This window comes from Enterobacter sp. J49 (genome assembly GCF_002148625.1).
GTDB lineage: Bacteria > Pseudomonadota > Gammaproteobacteria > Enterobacterales > Enterobacteriaceae > Enterobacter > Enterobacter ludwigii.
This window is the reverse complement of the sequence record NZ_MWPY01000033.1, coordinates 148727-164840: the sequence shown is the minus strand read 5'-3', so window position 1 is coordinate 164840 and position 16114 is coordinate 148727. Positions and strand designations below refer to the sequence as shown.

General features: G+C 53.9%; 14 protein-coding genes. 10 read left to right on the top strand and 4 right to left on the bottom strand.

What is annotated here, in order from left to right:
- Positions 1 to 17 precede the first annotated feature (17 nt).
- From hflD to BJP35_RS13560, 5 genes are all read left to right on the top strand, one after another.
- Positions 18 to 647 carry a high frequency lysogenization protein HflD gene (hflD, locus tag BJP35_RS13580; protein ID WP_014169611.1) on the top strand — a complete coding sequence of 210 codons (630 nt, stop codon included), beginning with the start codon at positions 18 to 20 and terminating at the stop codon, positions 645 to 647.
- 19 nt (positions 648 to 666) lie between these two features.
- Positions 667 to 2037: an adenylosuccinate lyase gene (gene purB / locus BJP35_RS13575; RefSeq protein WP_020884458.1), complete on the top strand. Its 1371-nt coding sequence runs from the start codon at positions 667 to 669 to the stop codon at positions 2035 to 2037.
- A 122-nt stretch (positions 2038 to 2159) separates the two neighbouring features.
- Positions 2160 to 2831 carry a two-component system response regulator PhoP gene (phoP, locus tag BJP35_RS13570; protein WP_032670531.1) on the top strand — a complete coding sequence of 224 codons (672 nt, stop codon included), beginning with the start codon at positions 2160 to 2162 and terminating at the stop codon, positions 2829 to 2831.
- On the top strand, positions 2832 to 4295 hold the full coding sequence (gene phoQ / locus BJP35_RS13565; RefSeq protein WP_032681238.1) for a two-component system sensor histidine kinase PhoQ: 1464 nt from the start codon (positions 2832 to 2834) through the stop codon (positions 4293 to 4295).
- A gap of 91 nt (positions 4296 to 4386) precedes the next feature.
- A complete protein-coding gene (locus tag BJP35_RS13560) occupies positions 4387 to 5508 on the top strand; it encodes a cupin domain-containing protein (protein WP_032677894.1) in 1122 nt (373 codons plus the stop codon).
- Positions 5509 to 5564: 56 nt separating this feature from the next.
- Here BJP35_RS13560 and pepT read toward each other — a convergent pair whose 3' ends face one another.
- Positions 5565 to 6788 carry a peptidase T gene (gene pepT / locus BJP35_RS13555; protein ID WP_047357245.1) on the bottom strand — a complete coding sequence of 408 codons (1224 nt, stop codon included), beginning with the start codon at positions 6786 to 6788 and terminating at the stop codon, positions 5565 to 5567.
- Positions 6789 to 7021: 233 nt separating this feature from the next.
- Between pepT and potA the strand changes: the two genes are divergently transcribed.
- From potA to potD, 4 genes are read left to right on the top strand one after another with little or no spacing between them, the layout of a single operon-like run.
- Entirely contained in the window at positions 7022 to 8173 is a 1152-nt protein-coding gene (gene potA, locus BJP35_RS13545) for a spermidine/putrescine ABC transporter ATP-binding protein PotA (protein WP_171032980.1), read from the top strand.
- Positions 8157 to 9014 carry a spermidine/putrescine ABC transporter permease PotB gene (gene potB, locus BJP35_RS13540; protein ID WP_047744360.1) on the top strand — a complete coding sequence of 286 codons (858 nt, stop codon included), beginning with the start codon at positions 8157 to 8159 and terminating at the stop codon, positions 9012 to 9014. Before potA ends, potB begins: the two co-directional genes overlap by 17 nt.
- Positions 9011 to 9802, top strand: coding sequence for a spermidine/putrescine ABC transporter permease PotC (gene potC, locus BJP35_RS13535; RefSeq protein ID WP_047174455.1), 792 nt, complete (start codon positions 9011 to 9013; stop codon positions 9800 to 9802). The genes potB and potC overlap by 4 nt, the downstream gene beginning before the upstream one ends.
- Positions 9799 to 10833, top strand: coding sequence for a spermidine/putrescine ABC transporter substrate-binding protein PotD (gene potD, locus BJP35_RS13530; RefSeq protein ID WP_047744357.1), 1035 nt, complete (start codon positions 9799 to 9801; stop codon positions 10831 to 10833). Before potC ends, potD begins: the two co-directional genes overlap by 4 nt.
- A gap of 47 nt (positions 10834 to 10880) precedes the next feature.
- Here the strand turns inward: potD and BJP35_RS13525 are convergent, their stop codons facing one another.
- Positions 10881 to 12110, bottom strand: a complete 1230-nt coding sequence (locus tag BJP35_RS13525; protein ID WP_047744354.1) for an EAL and HDOD domain-containing protein — start codon at positions 12108 to 12110, stop codon at positions 10881 to 10883.
- A gap of 237 nt (positions 12111 to 12347) precedes the next feature.
- On the opposite strand from BJP35_RS13525, the gene BJP35_RS13520 reads away from it, so the two are divergent.
- Positions 12348 to 14279, top strand: coding sequence for a methyl-accepting chemotaxis protein (locus BJP35_RS13520; protein ID WP_047357241.1), 1932 nt, complete (start codon positions 12348 to 12350; stop codon positions 14277 to 14279).
- 46 nt (positions 14280 to 14325) lie between these two features.
- On the opposite strand, the gene cobB is transcribed toward BJP35_RS13520, so the two are convergent.
- Complete coding sequence (gene cobB / locus BJP35_RS13515) at positions 14326 to 15147, bottom strand: Sir2 family NAD+-dependent deacetylase (RefSeq protein ID WP_014169599.1); 822 nt, start codon at positions 15145 to 15147, stop codon at positions 14326 to 14328.
- 14 nt (positions 15148 to 15161) lie between these two features.
- Positions 15162 to 16073, bottom strand: coding sequence for an N-acetylglucosamine kinase (nagK, locus tag BJP35_RS13510; RefSeq protein WP_086463330.1), 912 nt, complete (start codon positions 16071 to 16073; stop codon positions 15162 to 15164).
- Positions 16074 to 16114 lie beyond the last annotated feature (41 nt).

The following is a 16114-nucleotide window of genomic DNA, read 5'->3' as shown; positions in this document are numbered from 1 at the left end:
CACATAAAGGAGAACGTGTGGCGAAGAACTATTATGACATCACCCTGGCACTGGCTGGAATTTGCCAGTCTGCCCGTCTGGTGCAACAGCTGGCGCATCAGGGTCATTGCGATGCTGACGCGCTGCACGTTTCACTCAACAGCGTTATCGACCTCAACCCCGGTTCGACTCTGGGTGTCTTCGGTGGGAGTGAAACCAATCTTCGTCTCGGTCTTGAAACTTTGCTTGGCGTGCTTAACGCCAGTAGCCGTCAGGGGTTGAACGCGGAGCTGACCCGCTACACGTTAAGCCTGATGGTACTGGAGCGTAAGCTCAGTGCGGCCAAAGGCGCGCTTGATACGCTCGGTGACCGCATTGCCGGGCTGCAGCGCCAGCTCGACCATTTTGATCTGCAGTCCGAAACGCTGCTCAGTGCCATGGCCGGCATTTATGTTGACGTCATCAGCCCGCTGGGCCCACGTATTCAGGTCACCGGCTCTCCTGCCGTGCTGCAAAGCCCGCAGGTTCAGGCAAAAGTCCGCGCCTCCCTGCTGGCGGGTATTCGTGCCGCCGTGCTGTGGCATCAGGTTGGCGGTGGCCGCCTGCAGTTAATGTTTTCTCGTAATCGCCTGACGACTCAGGCAAAACAAATTCTTGCTCATTGTTAACCTCCCGGAGTTGCGAATTATGGAATTATCCTCACTGACCGCCGTATCCCCTGTAGATGGACGCTACGGCGATAAAGTCAGCGCGCTGCGCGGGATCTTCAGCGAATATGGTTTGCTGAAGTTCCGTGTTCAGGTTGAAGTACGCTGGCTGCAAAAGCTGGCCGCCCAGGCAGCAATCAAGGAAGTTCCTGCTTTTGACGCCCAGGCAAACGATTACCTCGATAAAATCGTTGCTGACTTCAACGAAGAAGATGCTGCGCGCATTAAAACTATTGAGCGCACCACCAACCATGACGTAAAAGCGGTTGAGTATTTCCTTAAAGAGAAAGTGGCAAGCGTGCCTGCGCTGCATGCCGTGTCTGAATTCATTCACTTCGCCTGCACCTCAGAAGACATTAACAACCTGTCTCATGCACTGATGCTCTCCACCGCACGTAAAGACGTGGTGCTGCCTTACTGGCGTAAAATCATCGACGCGGTAAAAGCACTGTCTGTCGAATATCGTGATATTCCGCTGCTGTCCCGTACCCACGGTCAGCCGGCCACTCCCTCCACGATGGGTAAAGAGATGGCAAACGTGGCGTACCGTATGGAACGTCAGTATCGTCAGCTGGAGCAGGTCGAGATTCTGGGTAAAATCAACGGTGCGGTAGGTAACTACAACGCCCACATCGCCGCCTACCCGGAAGTGGACTGGCATCAGTTCAGCGAAGCGTTCGTGACCTCTCTGGGCATTCAGTGGAACCCGTACACCACCCAGATTGAGCCGCACGACTATATCGCGGAACTGTTTGACTGTATCGCTCGCTTCAACACCATTCTGATCGATTTCGATCGTGACGTGTGGGGTTACATCGCGCTGAACCACTTCAAACAGAAGACCATCGCCGGTGAAATTGGCTCCTCAACCATGCCGCACAAAGTCAACCCAATCGACTTCGAAAACTCCGAAGGCAACCTGGGTCTGGCGAATGCGGTGCTGCAGCACATGGCGAGCAAACTGCCGGTTTCCCGCTGGCAGCGCGACCTGACTGACTCCACCGTGCTGCGTAACCTGGGCGTGGGTATCGGCTACGCGCTGATCGCGTATCAGTCCACCCTGAAAGGTGTAAGCAAACTGGAAGTGAACCGCGACCGTCTGCTGGACGAGCTGGATCACAACTGGGAAGTGCTGGCAGAGCCCATTCAGACCGTCATGCGTCGTTATGGCATTGAAAAACCGTACGAGAAACTGAAAGAGCTGACGCGCGGCAAACGCGTAGACGCCGAAGGCATGAAACAGTTTATCGACAGTCTGGAACTACCAGAAGACGAGAAAACCCGCCTGAAAGCGATGACCCCGGCAAACTATATCGGCCGTGCCATCACCATGGTTGACGAGCTGAAGTAACCTCCCTTCCCCCTTTCCGCCTGGAAAGGGGGCTGCTTTTCCCCGGTTTACTTAATGTTTATCCCCACAACAACATAATCAGCGTTAAACTATTCATACCATTCATATAGGGAGAAAAGATGATGCGCGTACTGGTTGTTGAGGATAACGCATTGCTACGCCATCACCTGAAGGTTCAGCTTCAGGAGATGGGACATCAGGTGGACGATGCCGAAGATGCAAAAGAAGCCGATTATTATCTCAATGAGCACCTGCCGGACATCGCCATCGTCGATCTCGGATTGCCTGATGAAGACGGTTTGTCGTTGATTCGTCGCTGGCGCAGCCATGATGTCTCCCTTCCGGTTCTGGTATTGACCGCACGTGAAGGCTGGCAGGACAAGGTTGAAGTGCTCAGCGCGGGCGCGGATGATTACGTCACCAAGCCGTTTCACATCGAAGAAGTGGCGGCACGCATGCAGGCACTGCTGCGCCGCAACAGCGGCCTGGCCTCCCAGGTGATTTCGATTCCCCCTTTCCAGGTTGATCTCTCCCGTCGTGAATTCTCGATCAATAATGAAGTCATTAAGCTGACCGCGTTTGAATACACCATCATGGAAACGTTAATCCGCAACAGCGGCAAAGTGGTGAGCAAAGACTCCTTAATGCTTCAGCTTTATCCGGATGCCGAGCTGCGTGAGAGCCACACGATTGATGTGTTGATGGGACGTCTGCGCAAGAAAATTCAGGCGGAGTACCCGCAGGACGTGATCACGACCGTCCGTGGTCAGGGCTATCTGTTCGAAATACGCTAAATGAAAGGGATCTTGCGTCATATTCTGCCCCTCTCGCTGCGGGTTCGCTTTTTACTGGCAACAGCCGCCGTCGTGCTGGTGTTATCCCTCTCCTACGGCATGGTGGCTCTGGTGGGCTACAGCGTCAGTTTTGATAAAACAACTTTTCGACTGTTGCGTGGTGAAAGCAACCTGTTTTATACCCTGGCGAAATGGGAAAACAACACGATCACCGTCGAAATGCCGGAAAACCTTAACCAGCAAAGCCCGACGCTGGCCCTGATTTATAACGAAAAGGGAAAACTACTTTGGGCACAACGCGATATCCCATGGCTGGTTAAAAGTATTCGTCCGGAATGGCTTAAGACCAATGGTTTCCACGAACTTGAAGCCGATCTGAACACCACCAGCTCGCTGCTGCGCGAGGACCGCTCCCTGCAGCAAAAGCTGAATGAGATCCGCGCAGACGATGCCGAAACAGAAATGACGCACTCCGTGGCGATTAACCTCTACCCGGCCACGATGAACATGCCGCAGTTAACCATCGTGGTAGTCGATACCATCCCGGTCGAACTTAAACGTTCTTATATGGTATGGAACTGGTTCGTCTATGTTCTTGCCGCGAATCTGCTGCTGGTAATCCCGCTGCTGTGGCTCGCCGCGTGGTGGAGTTTACGCCCCATCGAATCGCTGGCGAGAGAGGTGCGCGAGCTGGAAGAACATCATCGTGAGAAGCTCAACCCGGAGACTACCCGCGAGCTGACAAGCCTGGTGCGTAACCTCAACCGTCTGCTGAAAAGCGAACGTGAGCGCTATGACAAATACCGCACCACCCTCACCGACCTCACGCATAGCCTGAAAACGCCGCTGGCGGTGATGCAAAGTACCCTGCGTTCGATGCGCAGCTCAAAGCTGAGCGTTGATGACGCCGAGCCGGTGATGCTGGAACAGATCAGCCGTATTTCTCAGCAAATTGGTTACTATCTGCACCGTGCCAGCATGCGTTCCGGCAGCGCGTTATTGAGCCGCGAACTGCATCCTGTGGCACCGCTTCTGGATAACCTCACCTCCGCGCTTAACAAGGTTTACCAGCGCAAAGGGGTCAATATCAGCCTCGATATCTCTCCCGAAATCAGCTTTGTTGGTGAAAAAAATGATTTCATGGAAGTGATGGGCAATCTGCTGGATAACGCCTGTAAATATTGCCTGGAATTCGTGGAAGTTTCCGCGCGTCAGACGGATAACGAATTGCATATTATCGTTGAGGATGATGGCCCGGGGATCCCGCGCAATAAACGTGATGTGGTATTCGACCGCGGTCAGCGTGCGGATACGTTGCGCCCCGGCCAGGGGGTTGGGTTAGCGGTGGCACGCGAAATCGTCGACCAGTACGACGGAAAAATTGAAACCGAAGACAGTTTACTCGGAGGCGCCAGAATGGAGGTCATTTTCGGTCGCCAGCAGCCCACATCGAACGATAGTTAACCCGTTATGTGAAAAATGCGAGGATCTCGCACCCAGGCTCCTGTGCTTCCGTTATAATCCGAGTCAGTAAGAGCCTGCGGAATAAAAAAATATGGATTATCACTTAACACTTAACTGGCCCGAATTTATTGAACGTTACTGGCAGAAACGCCCGGTCGTTCTTAAACGCGGGTTCAGCAATTTTGTCGATCCTCTCTCCCCTGACGAACTGGCCGGCCTGGCCATGGAGAGCGAAGTCGACAGCCGCCTGGTAAGCCACCAGGACGGGAAATGGCAGGTCAGCCACGGTCCTTTCGAAAGCTACGATCACCTCGGTGAAAACAACTGGTCATTACTGGTTCAGGCGGTTAACCACTGGCATGAACCGACTGCGGCGTTAATGCGTCCGTTCCGCGCCCTGCCCGACTGGCGAATGGACGATCTGATGATCTCCTTCTCCGTGCCAGGAGGGGGCGTTGGTCCGCATCTGGACCAGTACGACGTGTTCATCATTCAGGGTACAGGCCGCCGCCGCTGGCGCGTGGGCGACAAAGTGCCGATGAAACAGCACTGCCCGCATCCGGACCTGCTTCAGGTCGATCCGTTTGAAGGGATTATCGATGAAGAGCTGGAGCCGGGTGATATTCTCTATATCCCACCAGGGTTCCCGCACGAAGGGTATTCGCTGGAAAACTCGCTGAACTACTCCGTCGGATTCCGCGCACCAAGCGGTCGCGAAATGATCAGCGGCTTTGCTGACTACGTGCTGCAGCGTGAACTGGGCAGCCATCGTTACAGCGATCCGGATGTGCCTGCACGCGAGCACCCGGCTGATATTGTGCCAGCCGAACTGGACAAGCTTCGCGGCATGATGCTGGATTTGATCAATGAACCGGCGCATTTCAGCCAGTGGTTTGGTGAGTTTATCAGCCAGTCACGCCATGAGCTGGATGTGGCACCGCCAGAGCCGCCATACCAGGCCGACGAGATTTATGACGCACTGCAGCAGGGCGACAAACTGGTTCGTCTGGGCGGGTTGCGCGTACTGCGCATCGGTGAAGATGTTTTCGTTAACGGCGAGAAGCTGGACTCCCCTCACCGTCCGGCGCTGGAGGCTATTGCCAGCCACCTGACCTTAACGGCTGATACCTTTGGCGATGCGCTGGAAGATCCCTCTTTCCTCGCGATGCTCGCCGCGCTGGTGAACAGCGGGTACTGGTTCTTTGAGGACTAAACCGTAAAGAAAAGCGTGCCGGGTGGCGGCTTCGCCTGACCCGGCTTTTTTTGTCATTACCGCGCCGCGGTCAGCTCCGCAATTCGCACAATCACCTTCACCGCTTTTTCCATTCCTTCCAGCGTCACGAACTCGTGCTTGCCGTGATAGTTGTAGCCACCGGTAAACAGATTCGGGCAAGGCAGCCCCATGAACGACAGCTGCGAACCGTCTGTGCCGCCACGAATCGGTTTTAACAGCGGTTCAATATCACAGTCACGCATTGCCTGCTGCGCGATATCGAGGATATGCGGATGCGCCATCACTTTCTCGCGCATATTGTAGTAGCTGTCTTCGATAATCAGCTCGATATAGCAATCCGGATGCAGGCCCTTACCGACCTTTTTGGCTATCTCCATCATCTTACGTTTACGCGCTTCAAATGCTTTACGGTCAAAGTCGCGAATGATGTAGTGCATCTGCGCACTGTCTACGGTGCCCTTAATGCTGGTCAGGTGATAAAAACCTTCATAACCGTCGGTCTGTTCCGGGCTCTCTTCTGGCGGAACTTCCGCATGAATACGCGACGCCAGCGACAACGCATTCACCATGACCCCTTTGGCGGAGCCAGGATGAACGTTGTTTCCGACGATTTTGATTGTCACGGACGCGGCGTTGAAATTCTCGAACTCCAGTTCCCCTACGCCGCCACCGTCGACGGTATAGGCCCACTTCGCGTTAAAGGCCTCTACGTCGAAGTGTTTTGCCCCCTTGCCGACCTCTTCATCCGGCGTAAAGGCGACACGGATATCCCCGTGCGGGATATTTTTCTCTTTCAGCACCGCCAGCGCCGTCATGATCTCGGCAATCCCCGCTTTGTCATCGGCACCCAGCAGCGTTTTGCCGTCGGTGGTGATGAGCGTCTGACCGAGCAGCTGGTGCAGCACAGGGAACATCACCGGCGACAGTACTTCGTCACCAATCCCCAGCGCAATGTCGCCGCCGCGGTAGTTTTCAACAATCTGCGGGTTCACATGTTTACCGCTAAAATCCGGAGAGGTGTCGACATGGGAGATAAAGCCAATCGCCGGGATATCACCGGAGACATTCGCAGGCAGCGTTCCCATCACAGTGCCTTTCTCGCTTAACGTGACGTTAACCAGCCCCATGGCGTCGAGCTGCTCTTTGAGCAGGTTTAATAACTTCCACTGGCCTTCGGTGCTTGGCACCTGGCGGACACCCGGTTTAGATTGGGTATCCAGCGAAACGTACTGTAAAAAACGCTCAAGTAATTTATCCATGCAGTCACCCTCACTTTTTGTGACAACATTATCAATAAGCATCAAAAGGCAAATATTGCGTCAGGTCACTTTTATCCCGCAAACGAGAATATTTTCCGTTTATATCGTATCCGTTAGTAAATGTAGCTTATGAATCAGTGACAAGGATTGGCGATTACAGTGGTTTGCCGTAGAATGTCCGCCCTCATTACGAGTCACCAAGGTGGTTACACACAAACCCCGCTTCGGTCAGCATCCCGGAGCGTCTATATGGGACAGCGCAAAAATTGAATACACAATCCCGTTCACGTTCACCGCTGGTGCAACTGGAACGAATTCGTAAAAGTTTTGATGGTAAAGATGTTATTTCCGGGCTCAACCTGACCATCAATGACGGTGAGTTCCTCACGCTGCTTGGCCCCTCTGGCTGCGGCAAGACAACCGTACTGCGCCTTATCGCCGGACTGGAAAACGTCGATAGCGGTCACATCCACCTTGAAAACCAGGATATCACCCAGGTCCCCGCCGAAGAGCGGCACGTGAATACCGTCTTTCAGAGCTATGCCCTGTTTCCGCACATGACCGTGTTCGAGAACGTCGCATTTGGCCTGCGGATGCAAAAAACACCGGCCAGCGAGATCCCTGCTCGCGTTACCGACGCGCTGCGCATGGTGCAACTGGAAGAATTTGCCCAGCGTAAGCCACACCAGCTTTCCGGCGGCCAGCAGCAGCGCGTTGCTATCGCCCGCGCTGTGGTCAATAAACCGCGTCTGCTCCTGCTGGATGAGTCACTTTCCGCGCTGGACTACAAACTGCGCAAGCAGATGCAGAACGAGCTTAAAGCCCTGCAGCGCAAGCTCGGCATTACCTTTGTCTTCGTTACCCACGATCAGGAAGAGGCACTCACCATGTCGGACCGTATCGTGGTGATGCGTGACGGCAAAATCGAGCAGGACGGCACGCCACGTGAAATCTATGAGGAGCCGAAAAACCTGTTCGTGGCCAGCTTCATTGGGGAGATCAACATTTTCAACGCCACGGTGATTGAACGCCTGGACGAACAGCGCGTGCGGGCCAACGTAGAAGGCCGCGAGTGCAATATCACCGTGAATTTCGCCGTCGAAAAAGGGCAAAAGCTTAACGTCCTGCTGCGCCCGGAGGATCTGCGCGTTGAAGAGATCCACGGCAATACTGATGCCGAGGGGCTGATTGGCTATATCCGTGAGCGCAACTATAAAGGGATGACGCTGGAGTCTGTCGTCGAACTGGAAAACGGTAAGATGGTGATGGTCAGCGAGTTCTTTAATGAGGACGACCCTGATTTCGACCACTCCCTCGACCAGAAAATGGTTATCAACTGGGTAGAAAGCTGGGAGGTTGTACTGGCTGATGAAGAACACAAGTAAATTCCAGAATGTGGTGATTGCTACTATCGTCGGTTGGCTTGTGTTGTTTGTCTTCTTACCCAACCTGATGATCATCGTCACCAGCTTCCTGACCCGCGACGATACTGACTTCGTAAAGCTGGTCTTTACGCTGGACAACTACTCGCGTCTGCTCGATCCGCTCTATTTTGACGTGCTGTTGCACTCGCTTAATATGGCGCTGATCGCCACCGTTGCCTGCCTGGTGCTGGGTTATCCCTTTGCATGGTTTCTGGCACGTCTGCCGCAAAAAGTGCGTCCACTGCTGCTCTTTTTGCTGATCGTGCCTTTCTGGACCAACTCCCTGATCCGCATCTACGGGCTGAAAATTTTCCTCAGCACCAAAGGCTATCTGAACGAATTCCTGTTGTGGCTGGGCGTGATTGATACGCCAGTGCGCATCATGTTTACGCCGGGTGCGGTCATTGTGGGTCTGGTCTACATCCTGCTGCCCTTTATGGTGATGCCGCTCTACTCCAGCATTGAGAAGCTGGATAAACCGCTGCTGGAAGCTGCGAGAGACCTGGGCGCCAGCAAACTGCAGACCTTTATCAGGATTATCATTCCGTTGACCATGCCTGGCATCATTGCAGGTTGTCTGCTGGTAATGCTGCCGGCAATGGGCTTGTTCTACGTGTCCGACCTGATGGGCGGCGCGAAAAACCTGCTTATCGGCAACGTGATTAAGAGCCAGTTCCTGAACATTCGCGACTGGCCGTTCGGTTCCGCTACCAGCATTACGCTCACGGTGGTGATGGGCCTGATGCTGTTGATCTACTGGCGTGCTTCACGATTACTGAATAAAAAGGTGGAACTCGAATGATCGGTCGACTGCTTCGCGGCGGTTTTATGACCGCCATCTATGCGTATCTTTATATTCCGATCATTATTTTGATCGTGAACTCGTTTAACAGCTCGCGTTTCGGCATCAACTGGCAAGGTTTCACTACCAACTGGTACAGCCTGCTGATGAACAACGACAGCCTGCTGCAGGCTGCTCAGCACTCTCTGACGATGGCGATTTTCTCCGCCACCTTCGCCACGTTGATTGGTTCACTTACCGCCGTGGCGCTCTATCGCTATCGCTTCCGGGGTAAACCGTTCGTCAGCGGGATGCTGTTTGTGGTGATGATGTCGCCTGATATCGTCATGGCGATTTCGCTGCTGGTGCTGTTTATGCTGCTGGGCGTCCAGTTGGGCTTCTGGTCACTGCTGTTCTCCCACATCACTTTCTGCCTGCCGTTTGTGGTGGTCACCGTCTTCGCACGCCTGAAAGGGTTTGACGTGCGCATGCTGGAAGCCGCAAAAGATCTGGGTGCCAGTGAGATGATCATCCTGCGCAAAATCATCCTGCCGCTGGCGATGCCCGCCGTTGCTGCCGGATGGCTGCTGAGTTTTACCCTGTCGATGGACGATGTGGTGGTCTCCTCCTTCGTCACCGGCCCGAGTTATGAAATTCTGCCATTGAAGATCTATTCAATGGTGAAAGTCGGCGTCTCGCCCGAGGTGAACGCGCTGGCGACCATACTGTTAGTGTTCTCGCTGGTGCTGGTGATTGCCAGCCAGGTTATTGCTCGTGATAAAACAAAATCTCAGGGGACAATGAAATGAAAAAAATGCTTGCCGCTGCGGCACTGGTGCTCGGAATGGGTGCCGCGCACGCTGATGACAGCAAAACGCTCTATTTCTATAACTGGACCGAGTATGTGCCACCTGGCCTGCTGGAGCAGTTCACGAAAGAGACGGGCATCAAGGTTATCTATTCTACCTATGAGTCGAATGAAACCATGTACGCCAAGCTCAAAACTTACAAAGAAGGCGCGTACGATCTGGTCGTCCCGTCGACCTATTTCGTCGATAAAATGCGCAAAGAGGGCATGATTCAGAAGATCGATAAAACGAAGCTCACTCACTTCAACAATCTCGATCCGGAGATGCTCAATAAGCCGTTTGACCCGAATAACGACTACTCCATTCCTTACATCTGGGGCGCAACCGCCATTGGGGTCAACAGCGAGGCTATCGATCCGAAAACCGTTACAAGCTGGGCCGATCTGTGGAAACCGGAATACAAAGGCAGCCTGCTGTTAACCGACGACGCGCGCGAAGTGTTCCAGGTAGCGCTGCGTAAGCTCGGCTACTCAGGCAATACGACGGACCCGAAAGAGATTGAAGCGGCCTATAACGAGCTGAAAAAGCTGATGCCTAACGTGGCGGCATTCAACTCTGATAACCCGGCAAACCCGTATATGGAAGGCGAAGTGAATCTGGGTATGGTGTGGAACGGCTCCGCGTATGTTGCCCGTCAGGCCGGTACGCCGCTGGAGGTAGTGTGGCCGAAAGAAGGCGGGATCTTCTGGATGGATAGCCTCTCTATTCCTGCAAACGCGAAGAACGTTGACGGTGCCCTGAAGCTAATTAACTTCCTGCTGCGCCCGGACGTCGCGAAACAGGTTGCGGAGACCATTGGTTATCCCACCCCGAACCTCGCCGCGCGTAAGCTGCTCAGCCCGGCCGTCGCGAACGACACATCGCTCTATCCGGATGCGCAAACCATCAGTAAAGGCGAGTGGCAAAACGATGTCGGTGACGCAAGCCGCATCTATGAAGAGTATTACCAGAAATTAAAAGCGGGCCGGTAAGCGGCCAGGCTTTCTTCCTCACTCCGTCTTAGCGGAGTGAGGAACGATTAACTGACGGCGTTCTCCCCGGCCCAGATCGTGGACTTTCTCATCGCCTCTACGATCTCTTCCTCTGCCAGCCCCAGCGCGTGACTTATTCTGCTTGCCTCATCCCACTGCTGCTGCTCGTAGTAATGGCAGAGGCGAACCATATCCGCTAACTGCCCTTCCTGATGGCACAACGCATTACTCACGCTCTGCGGGACAGCAATTTGCGTCATCAACTCTGCCATCGGCAGCTCAAGCAGGGTATCAAGCAGTGAGAACAGACCGCACATGAACGCATTCTCAGCCAGCATCGGCTCATTCAGTTTCTCGGCAATCAGTTCACAAAATTTCCCGCGCATCATACTCATCGGGTAAAGCTCGGTGACGGTGTCGTTGGCTGCACTTGCCAGCACTACAACGGCCACAAACCTTCTGAGCTGATTTTCTCCAAGGTACCTCAGCACTTCACTCAGGGTTAACTTGCTGAAATTACAGGCTCCCATGTGTTTAAAGGCGGTGTGCTTCATATAGCGCATGATTTTATAGGACAGCGTGAGGTCGCTTTTGATTAACGCCTCGATGATCCGAAAGTCAGGTTTATTGCGCCCTACTTCCATTTGCAGACGGAAAATTGCAAGCTGATTTTGCGATAGCCGTTTATATTTAATCACCTCCGGACGACAGAAAAAATATCCCTGAAACAGAGAAAATCCGGCATCGCTGTATTGTTTGAATTCCTCTTTAGTCTCAATTTTTTCAGCCAGATATTTAATATGCCCGGTCAGGCTTTTACGCTCACTCAGGTAATTTTGAATTTGCGCTAAGGTGTAATTCTGGACATCGAATTTGATGATGGAAATATAGGGCAAGAAAACATCCCATTCCGGTGCGAGAGTGAAATCATCGAGCGCAAAGCAGTACCCGTGCTCATACATTTCTCTCACGGCCTGCAAAAGCGCCTCACCCGGGTCAGCATCTTCCAGGATCTCAATGACCACGTTGTTTTTGTCCAGCGCCTCAGCGCTGCGGTCGATAATCATCCGGGAAGGAAAATTGATAAACGACGTATGTTCCCCGGCGATGCGCTGGGACGGCACGGATAAGAACTGGTCTGATATCATTCTGGACGTGGCATATTCCGCCGACACATCGGGGAAACGGTTGGTCATTCCGTCTCTGAAAAGCAGCTCATAGGCCACGGTATTCATATCGAGGTTAAAAATGGGTTGTCTCGCGATAAATCCATACATATCCCATCCTCCTGAACGTCTTTATATTTATTAGCATCCCCTATCTGCACAACGATAACGAGCATTATCGAACACTAATTTGATTGAATGCACAAAATAAAAGCATCCACACTAATTAACGGGAATTAGCGATCAAAAATTTAAATTAAATATACCCGGTGCTCTACAGAAACATGGCGAAATATCCGATAAGTGATCTGTGCCTGCCCGACATGCACGTCATTACGGGAGTTGAGAATGAAAGACGCCATGGTCCGAAAACAAAAAATAAGAGTCAAGACGTTGATGCTATTGTCCATTTTCCTCACCGTGACGGTGGGCTTTACGGCAACGATCGGTTTTATGATGTGGCAGTGGATGGATCAGCAAGAAGTGCTGGCTAAAAAACACATCCGCCAGATTGCTGAAGTGCAGTCGTTGCAGGTCAGTAAACAGATGGATTCCGCTCTGGCGGCCGCACGGGACATGGGAAATAGCGCTCAGGCACTGCGCGACGCGGGCATCGCTGATCGACAGGGACTCAACCAGCTGCTAATCCATTATCTTTCAGCGCACCCTCAGTTTCTTTCAATGTCGATGGCCTTTGAACCTGATGCCTTCGATGGCAACGATGCCACCTTTGCCGGTCAGAGCGGTGAAGATCCCGCCGGACGTTACGCCCGCTACGTTGACCGCGACGCCACAGGCAAACCGGCATTACATCTGCTGACGGACATCGAAACGCCCGGCAGCGGCGATTATTATCTGCTGCCGAAGCAACGGCAAAAAGATGTCATCATCGAACCCTATATTTATCCCTACAATGGGGTGGACGTAATGCTCACCTCGATTGCCGCCCCCATCATGCGTGAGGGTCAGTTCCTGGGGTCCGTCACGTCGGATTTCTCACTCGCGACCCTGCAATCGATGATCGGGGCGATTAAACCGTGGAACGGTACAGGCTACGCCCTGCTTCTGTCGGCGGGCAACAGCGTGGTTTCCAGCCCGGATAAACGTGCCGTAGGCAAGCCTTACACCGGAACTGTCACAGGGGATGAGGTGATACGCACAAACGATCCTCAACTGAAGGAAGAGGCGTTTATCACCTGGCAGGCGATTACCATCGGCAACAGTCAGACGCCCTGGAAGCTGGCTATCGTCACCCCGGTCAGCGAAGTGATGGCCGAGGCAAGACAATTTTTACTGAAAGCCATCCTCCTGATGGTGTTAAGCATTGTGGTTGTCAGCCTGGTCATGGCGCAAATCTTTACCCGTAAAGTGGACCGCCCGGTGGGGGGCGAACCGTCAGATGCCGCCGGGATCGCGCTGGCCGTGGCCGGAGGCGACCTGAACAACGCTATCCCGGTGCGTCCCGGGGATACCAGCAGTATTTTTTACGCCCTACACACCATGCAGATGCAGCTCAAGCGCATCGTGGGTAACATCAGCGAAGCCAGCCACTCCGTTCACGGTGGCACCAGTGAAATTTCGGCAGGCAATCTCGATCTGGCCTCACGCACCGAAGAACAGGCAGCGGCGATTGTCGAAACCGCGGCCAGCATGGAAGAGATTTCGGTCACGGTGAAAAATAACGCCGACAATGCGCACAAAGCTACCACCCTTACCGATCGCGCCGCGACCCTTGCCGGACATGGCGAGACGCTGGTCAACGATGTCGTGGTGGTGATCGGGGAAATTGACGAAAGCGCCCGTAAGATTGGAGAGATCAACAGCATTGTGGACGGTATCGCCTTCCAGACCAATATTCTGGCGCTGAATGCCGCCGTAGAAGCGGCGCGCGCGGGCGAACAGGGGCGCGGTTTTGCAGTGGTGGCGGGTGAAGTGCGCAACCTTGCCCAGCGAAGCGCCAACGCGGCAAAAGAGATCTCCCAACTGATAGCCGAGTCTTCAGGCCGTGTCAGCAAAGGCGTTGAGCTGGTCAATGAAACCGGCGTCATGATGAAGCAGGTCATCGAGGCCGTGTCGCATGTGCATCTGGTGATTAACGATATTGTTCAGGCTCTGGATGAGCAGAATCGGGGAATTAGCCAGGTCAGCATTGCCGTCAATCAGATGGACAGCACGACCCAGCAGAACGCGTCCCTGGTACAACAGATCTCAGCAGCGGCCCTGTCGCTGGACGAACAGGCGAAATCGCTGGAGAAAACGCTGGCGTACTTTACGCCATAAACAAAAAAGGCACCCGCAGGACGGGTGCCTTTTCAGGCTATCGCGATTACAGCCCTTTCAGGAGCTTATCGACAAACTCCGGTACGACGGTACTGGCCAGGCCATAGTGCTTCTCTTCGAACTCGCTGCCCACCTGGCTCGGCTCCAGATTCAGCTCAACCGTATGCGCGCCGTGCAGCCGCGCTTCGTGAACAAACCCGGCCGCGGGATAGACATGGCCAGATGTGCCAATGGCGATAAAGACATCCGCCATGGCCAGCGCGCTGTAGATGTCATCCATACCAAGCGGCATTTCACCAAACCAGACCACATGCGGACGCAGGCGCGACGGAAACTGGCAGCAGTGGCACTTATCTTCAGGCAGCACGTCCTCTTTCCAGTCCAGCACCTGACCGCTCCAGGCGCAGCGAACTTTCAGCAGTTCACCGTGCATATGGATGATGTTTTTGTTACCGGCCCGTTCATGCAGATTGTCGATATTCTGCGTAACCAGTAAAAAACGATCGCCAAGCGCCTCTTCCAGCTTCGCCAGCGCCAGGTGCGCCGGGTTAGGCACAACCTCTGGCTGCTGCAGCTGACGACGGCGGGCGTTATAAAACGCCTGCACAAGATCCGGATCGCGGGCAAAGCCTTCCGGCGTCGCCACATCCTCAACACGGTGCTCTTCCCATAACCCGTCCGCAGCGCGGAAAGTACGAATACCTGACTCTGCGGAGATCCCCGCCCCGGTCAGCACCACCACTCTGGGTTTATCCATCGCTTCTGGCATCATTCTGTCTCTGAAAAAGATCCGCTGGCGCAAGCGCTCACGTAAGCGGCGTTTATTTTTGCGAAAACGGCTGAGTCGACCTAAGCGACGCGACAGCATAAAAACCTCGTAAACTAATCGGTGAGATGAAGGAATGCGGCTCCGCGCATCCCTCCTGCGTCCCCGTGTCGCGCACGTTCAATACGCGGCACGCGGGCAACCGGCAATAAATGTCGGGGCAAACGCCCGGACAGCTGTTCCGTTAACGCGCTAAAGTTTGAAAGCCCTCCCCCAATCACCAGCAGATCCGGGTCGACGATGGTGAGAATATTTCCCAGACACACCGCCAGCAGATCCAGATAGCGCTCAACGTGCTCTCGCGCCTGCGCATCCCCCTGCTCCCACAAGATAATGATTTGAGGGGCTTCAAGTTTCTGATGATAGAAGTGTTCGTAAAGCCATGCAAACCCACGTCCGGAGAGGTAGTTCTCAATACAGCCATGCTGACCGCAACCGCAGCGGGTCAGCGGGAAGTCGCGCCCGACGACCGCCAGGGCATCAACCGGCAGGCGGATATGGCCGAACTCTCCCGTAATGTAACTGCGCCCGGTAATCGGCTTACCGTTGATGACGATCCCTCCCCCTACGCCCGTGCCAAGGATCAGCCCCATCACCAGCGGATAGTGCTGAAACTCATCGTCCCAGGCTTCGGAGAGTGCAAAACAGTTGGCATCATTATCTAAACGCACGTCGCGTTCAAGCAGAGCGGAGAGATCGGCGCGCAGCGGTTTACCGCTGGCAGCAGGAACGTTGGCCGCATACAGCGTACCATCGTCAGTTTCGGGCATTCCCGGAATACCAATGCCGACGCTGCCTTTCACGCCAAAACGTGAATCAGCTTGCGCCACCAGCGCGGCAATGGCAGTTAAAAATTCATCATAGCTTTCGCGTGGTGTGGGAACGCGGGTTTCCCACTGCAGTTTGAGGTTTTTATCAAACACGCCCAGCGCAATTTTGGTGCCGCCAATATCAAATCCATAATACATCACGCATTCCTCTTTTTGATTTGGCGGCCTGACGACCGCTA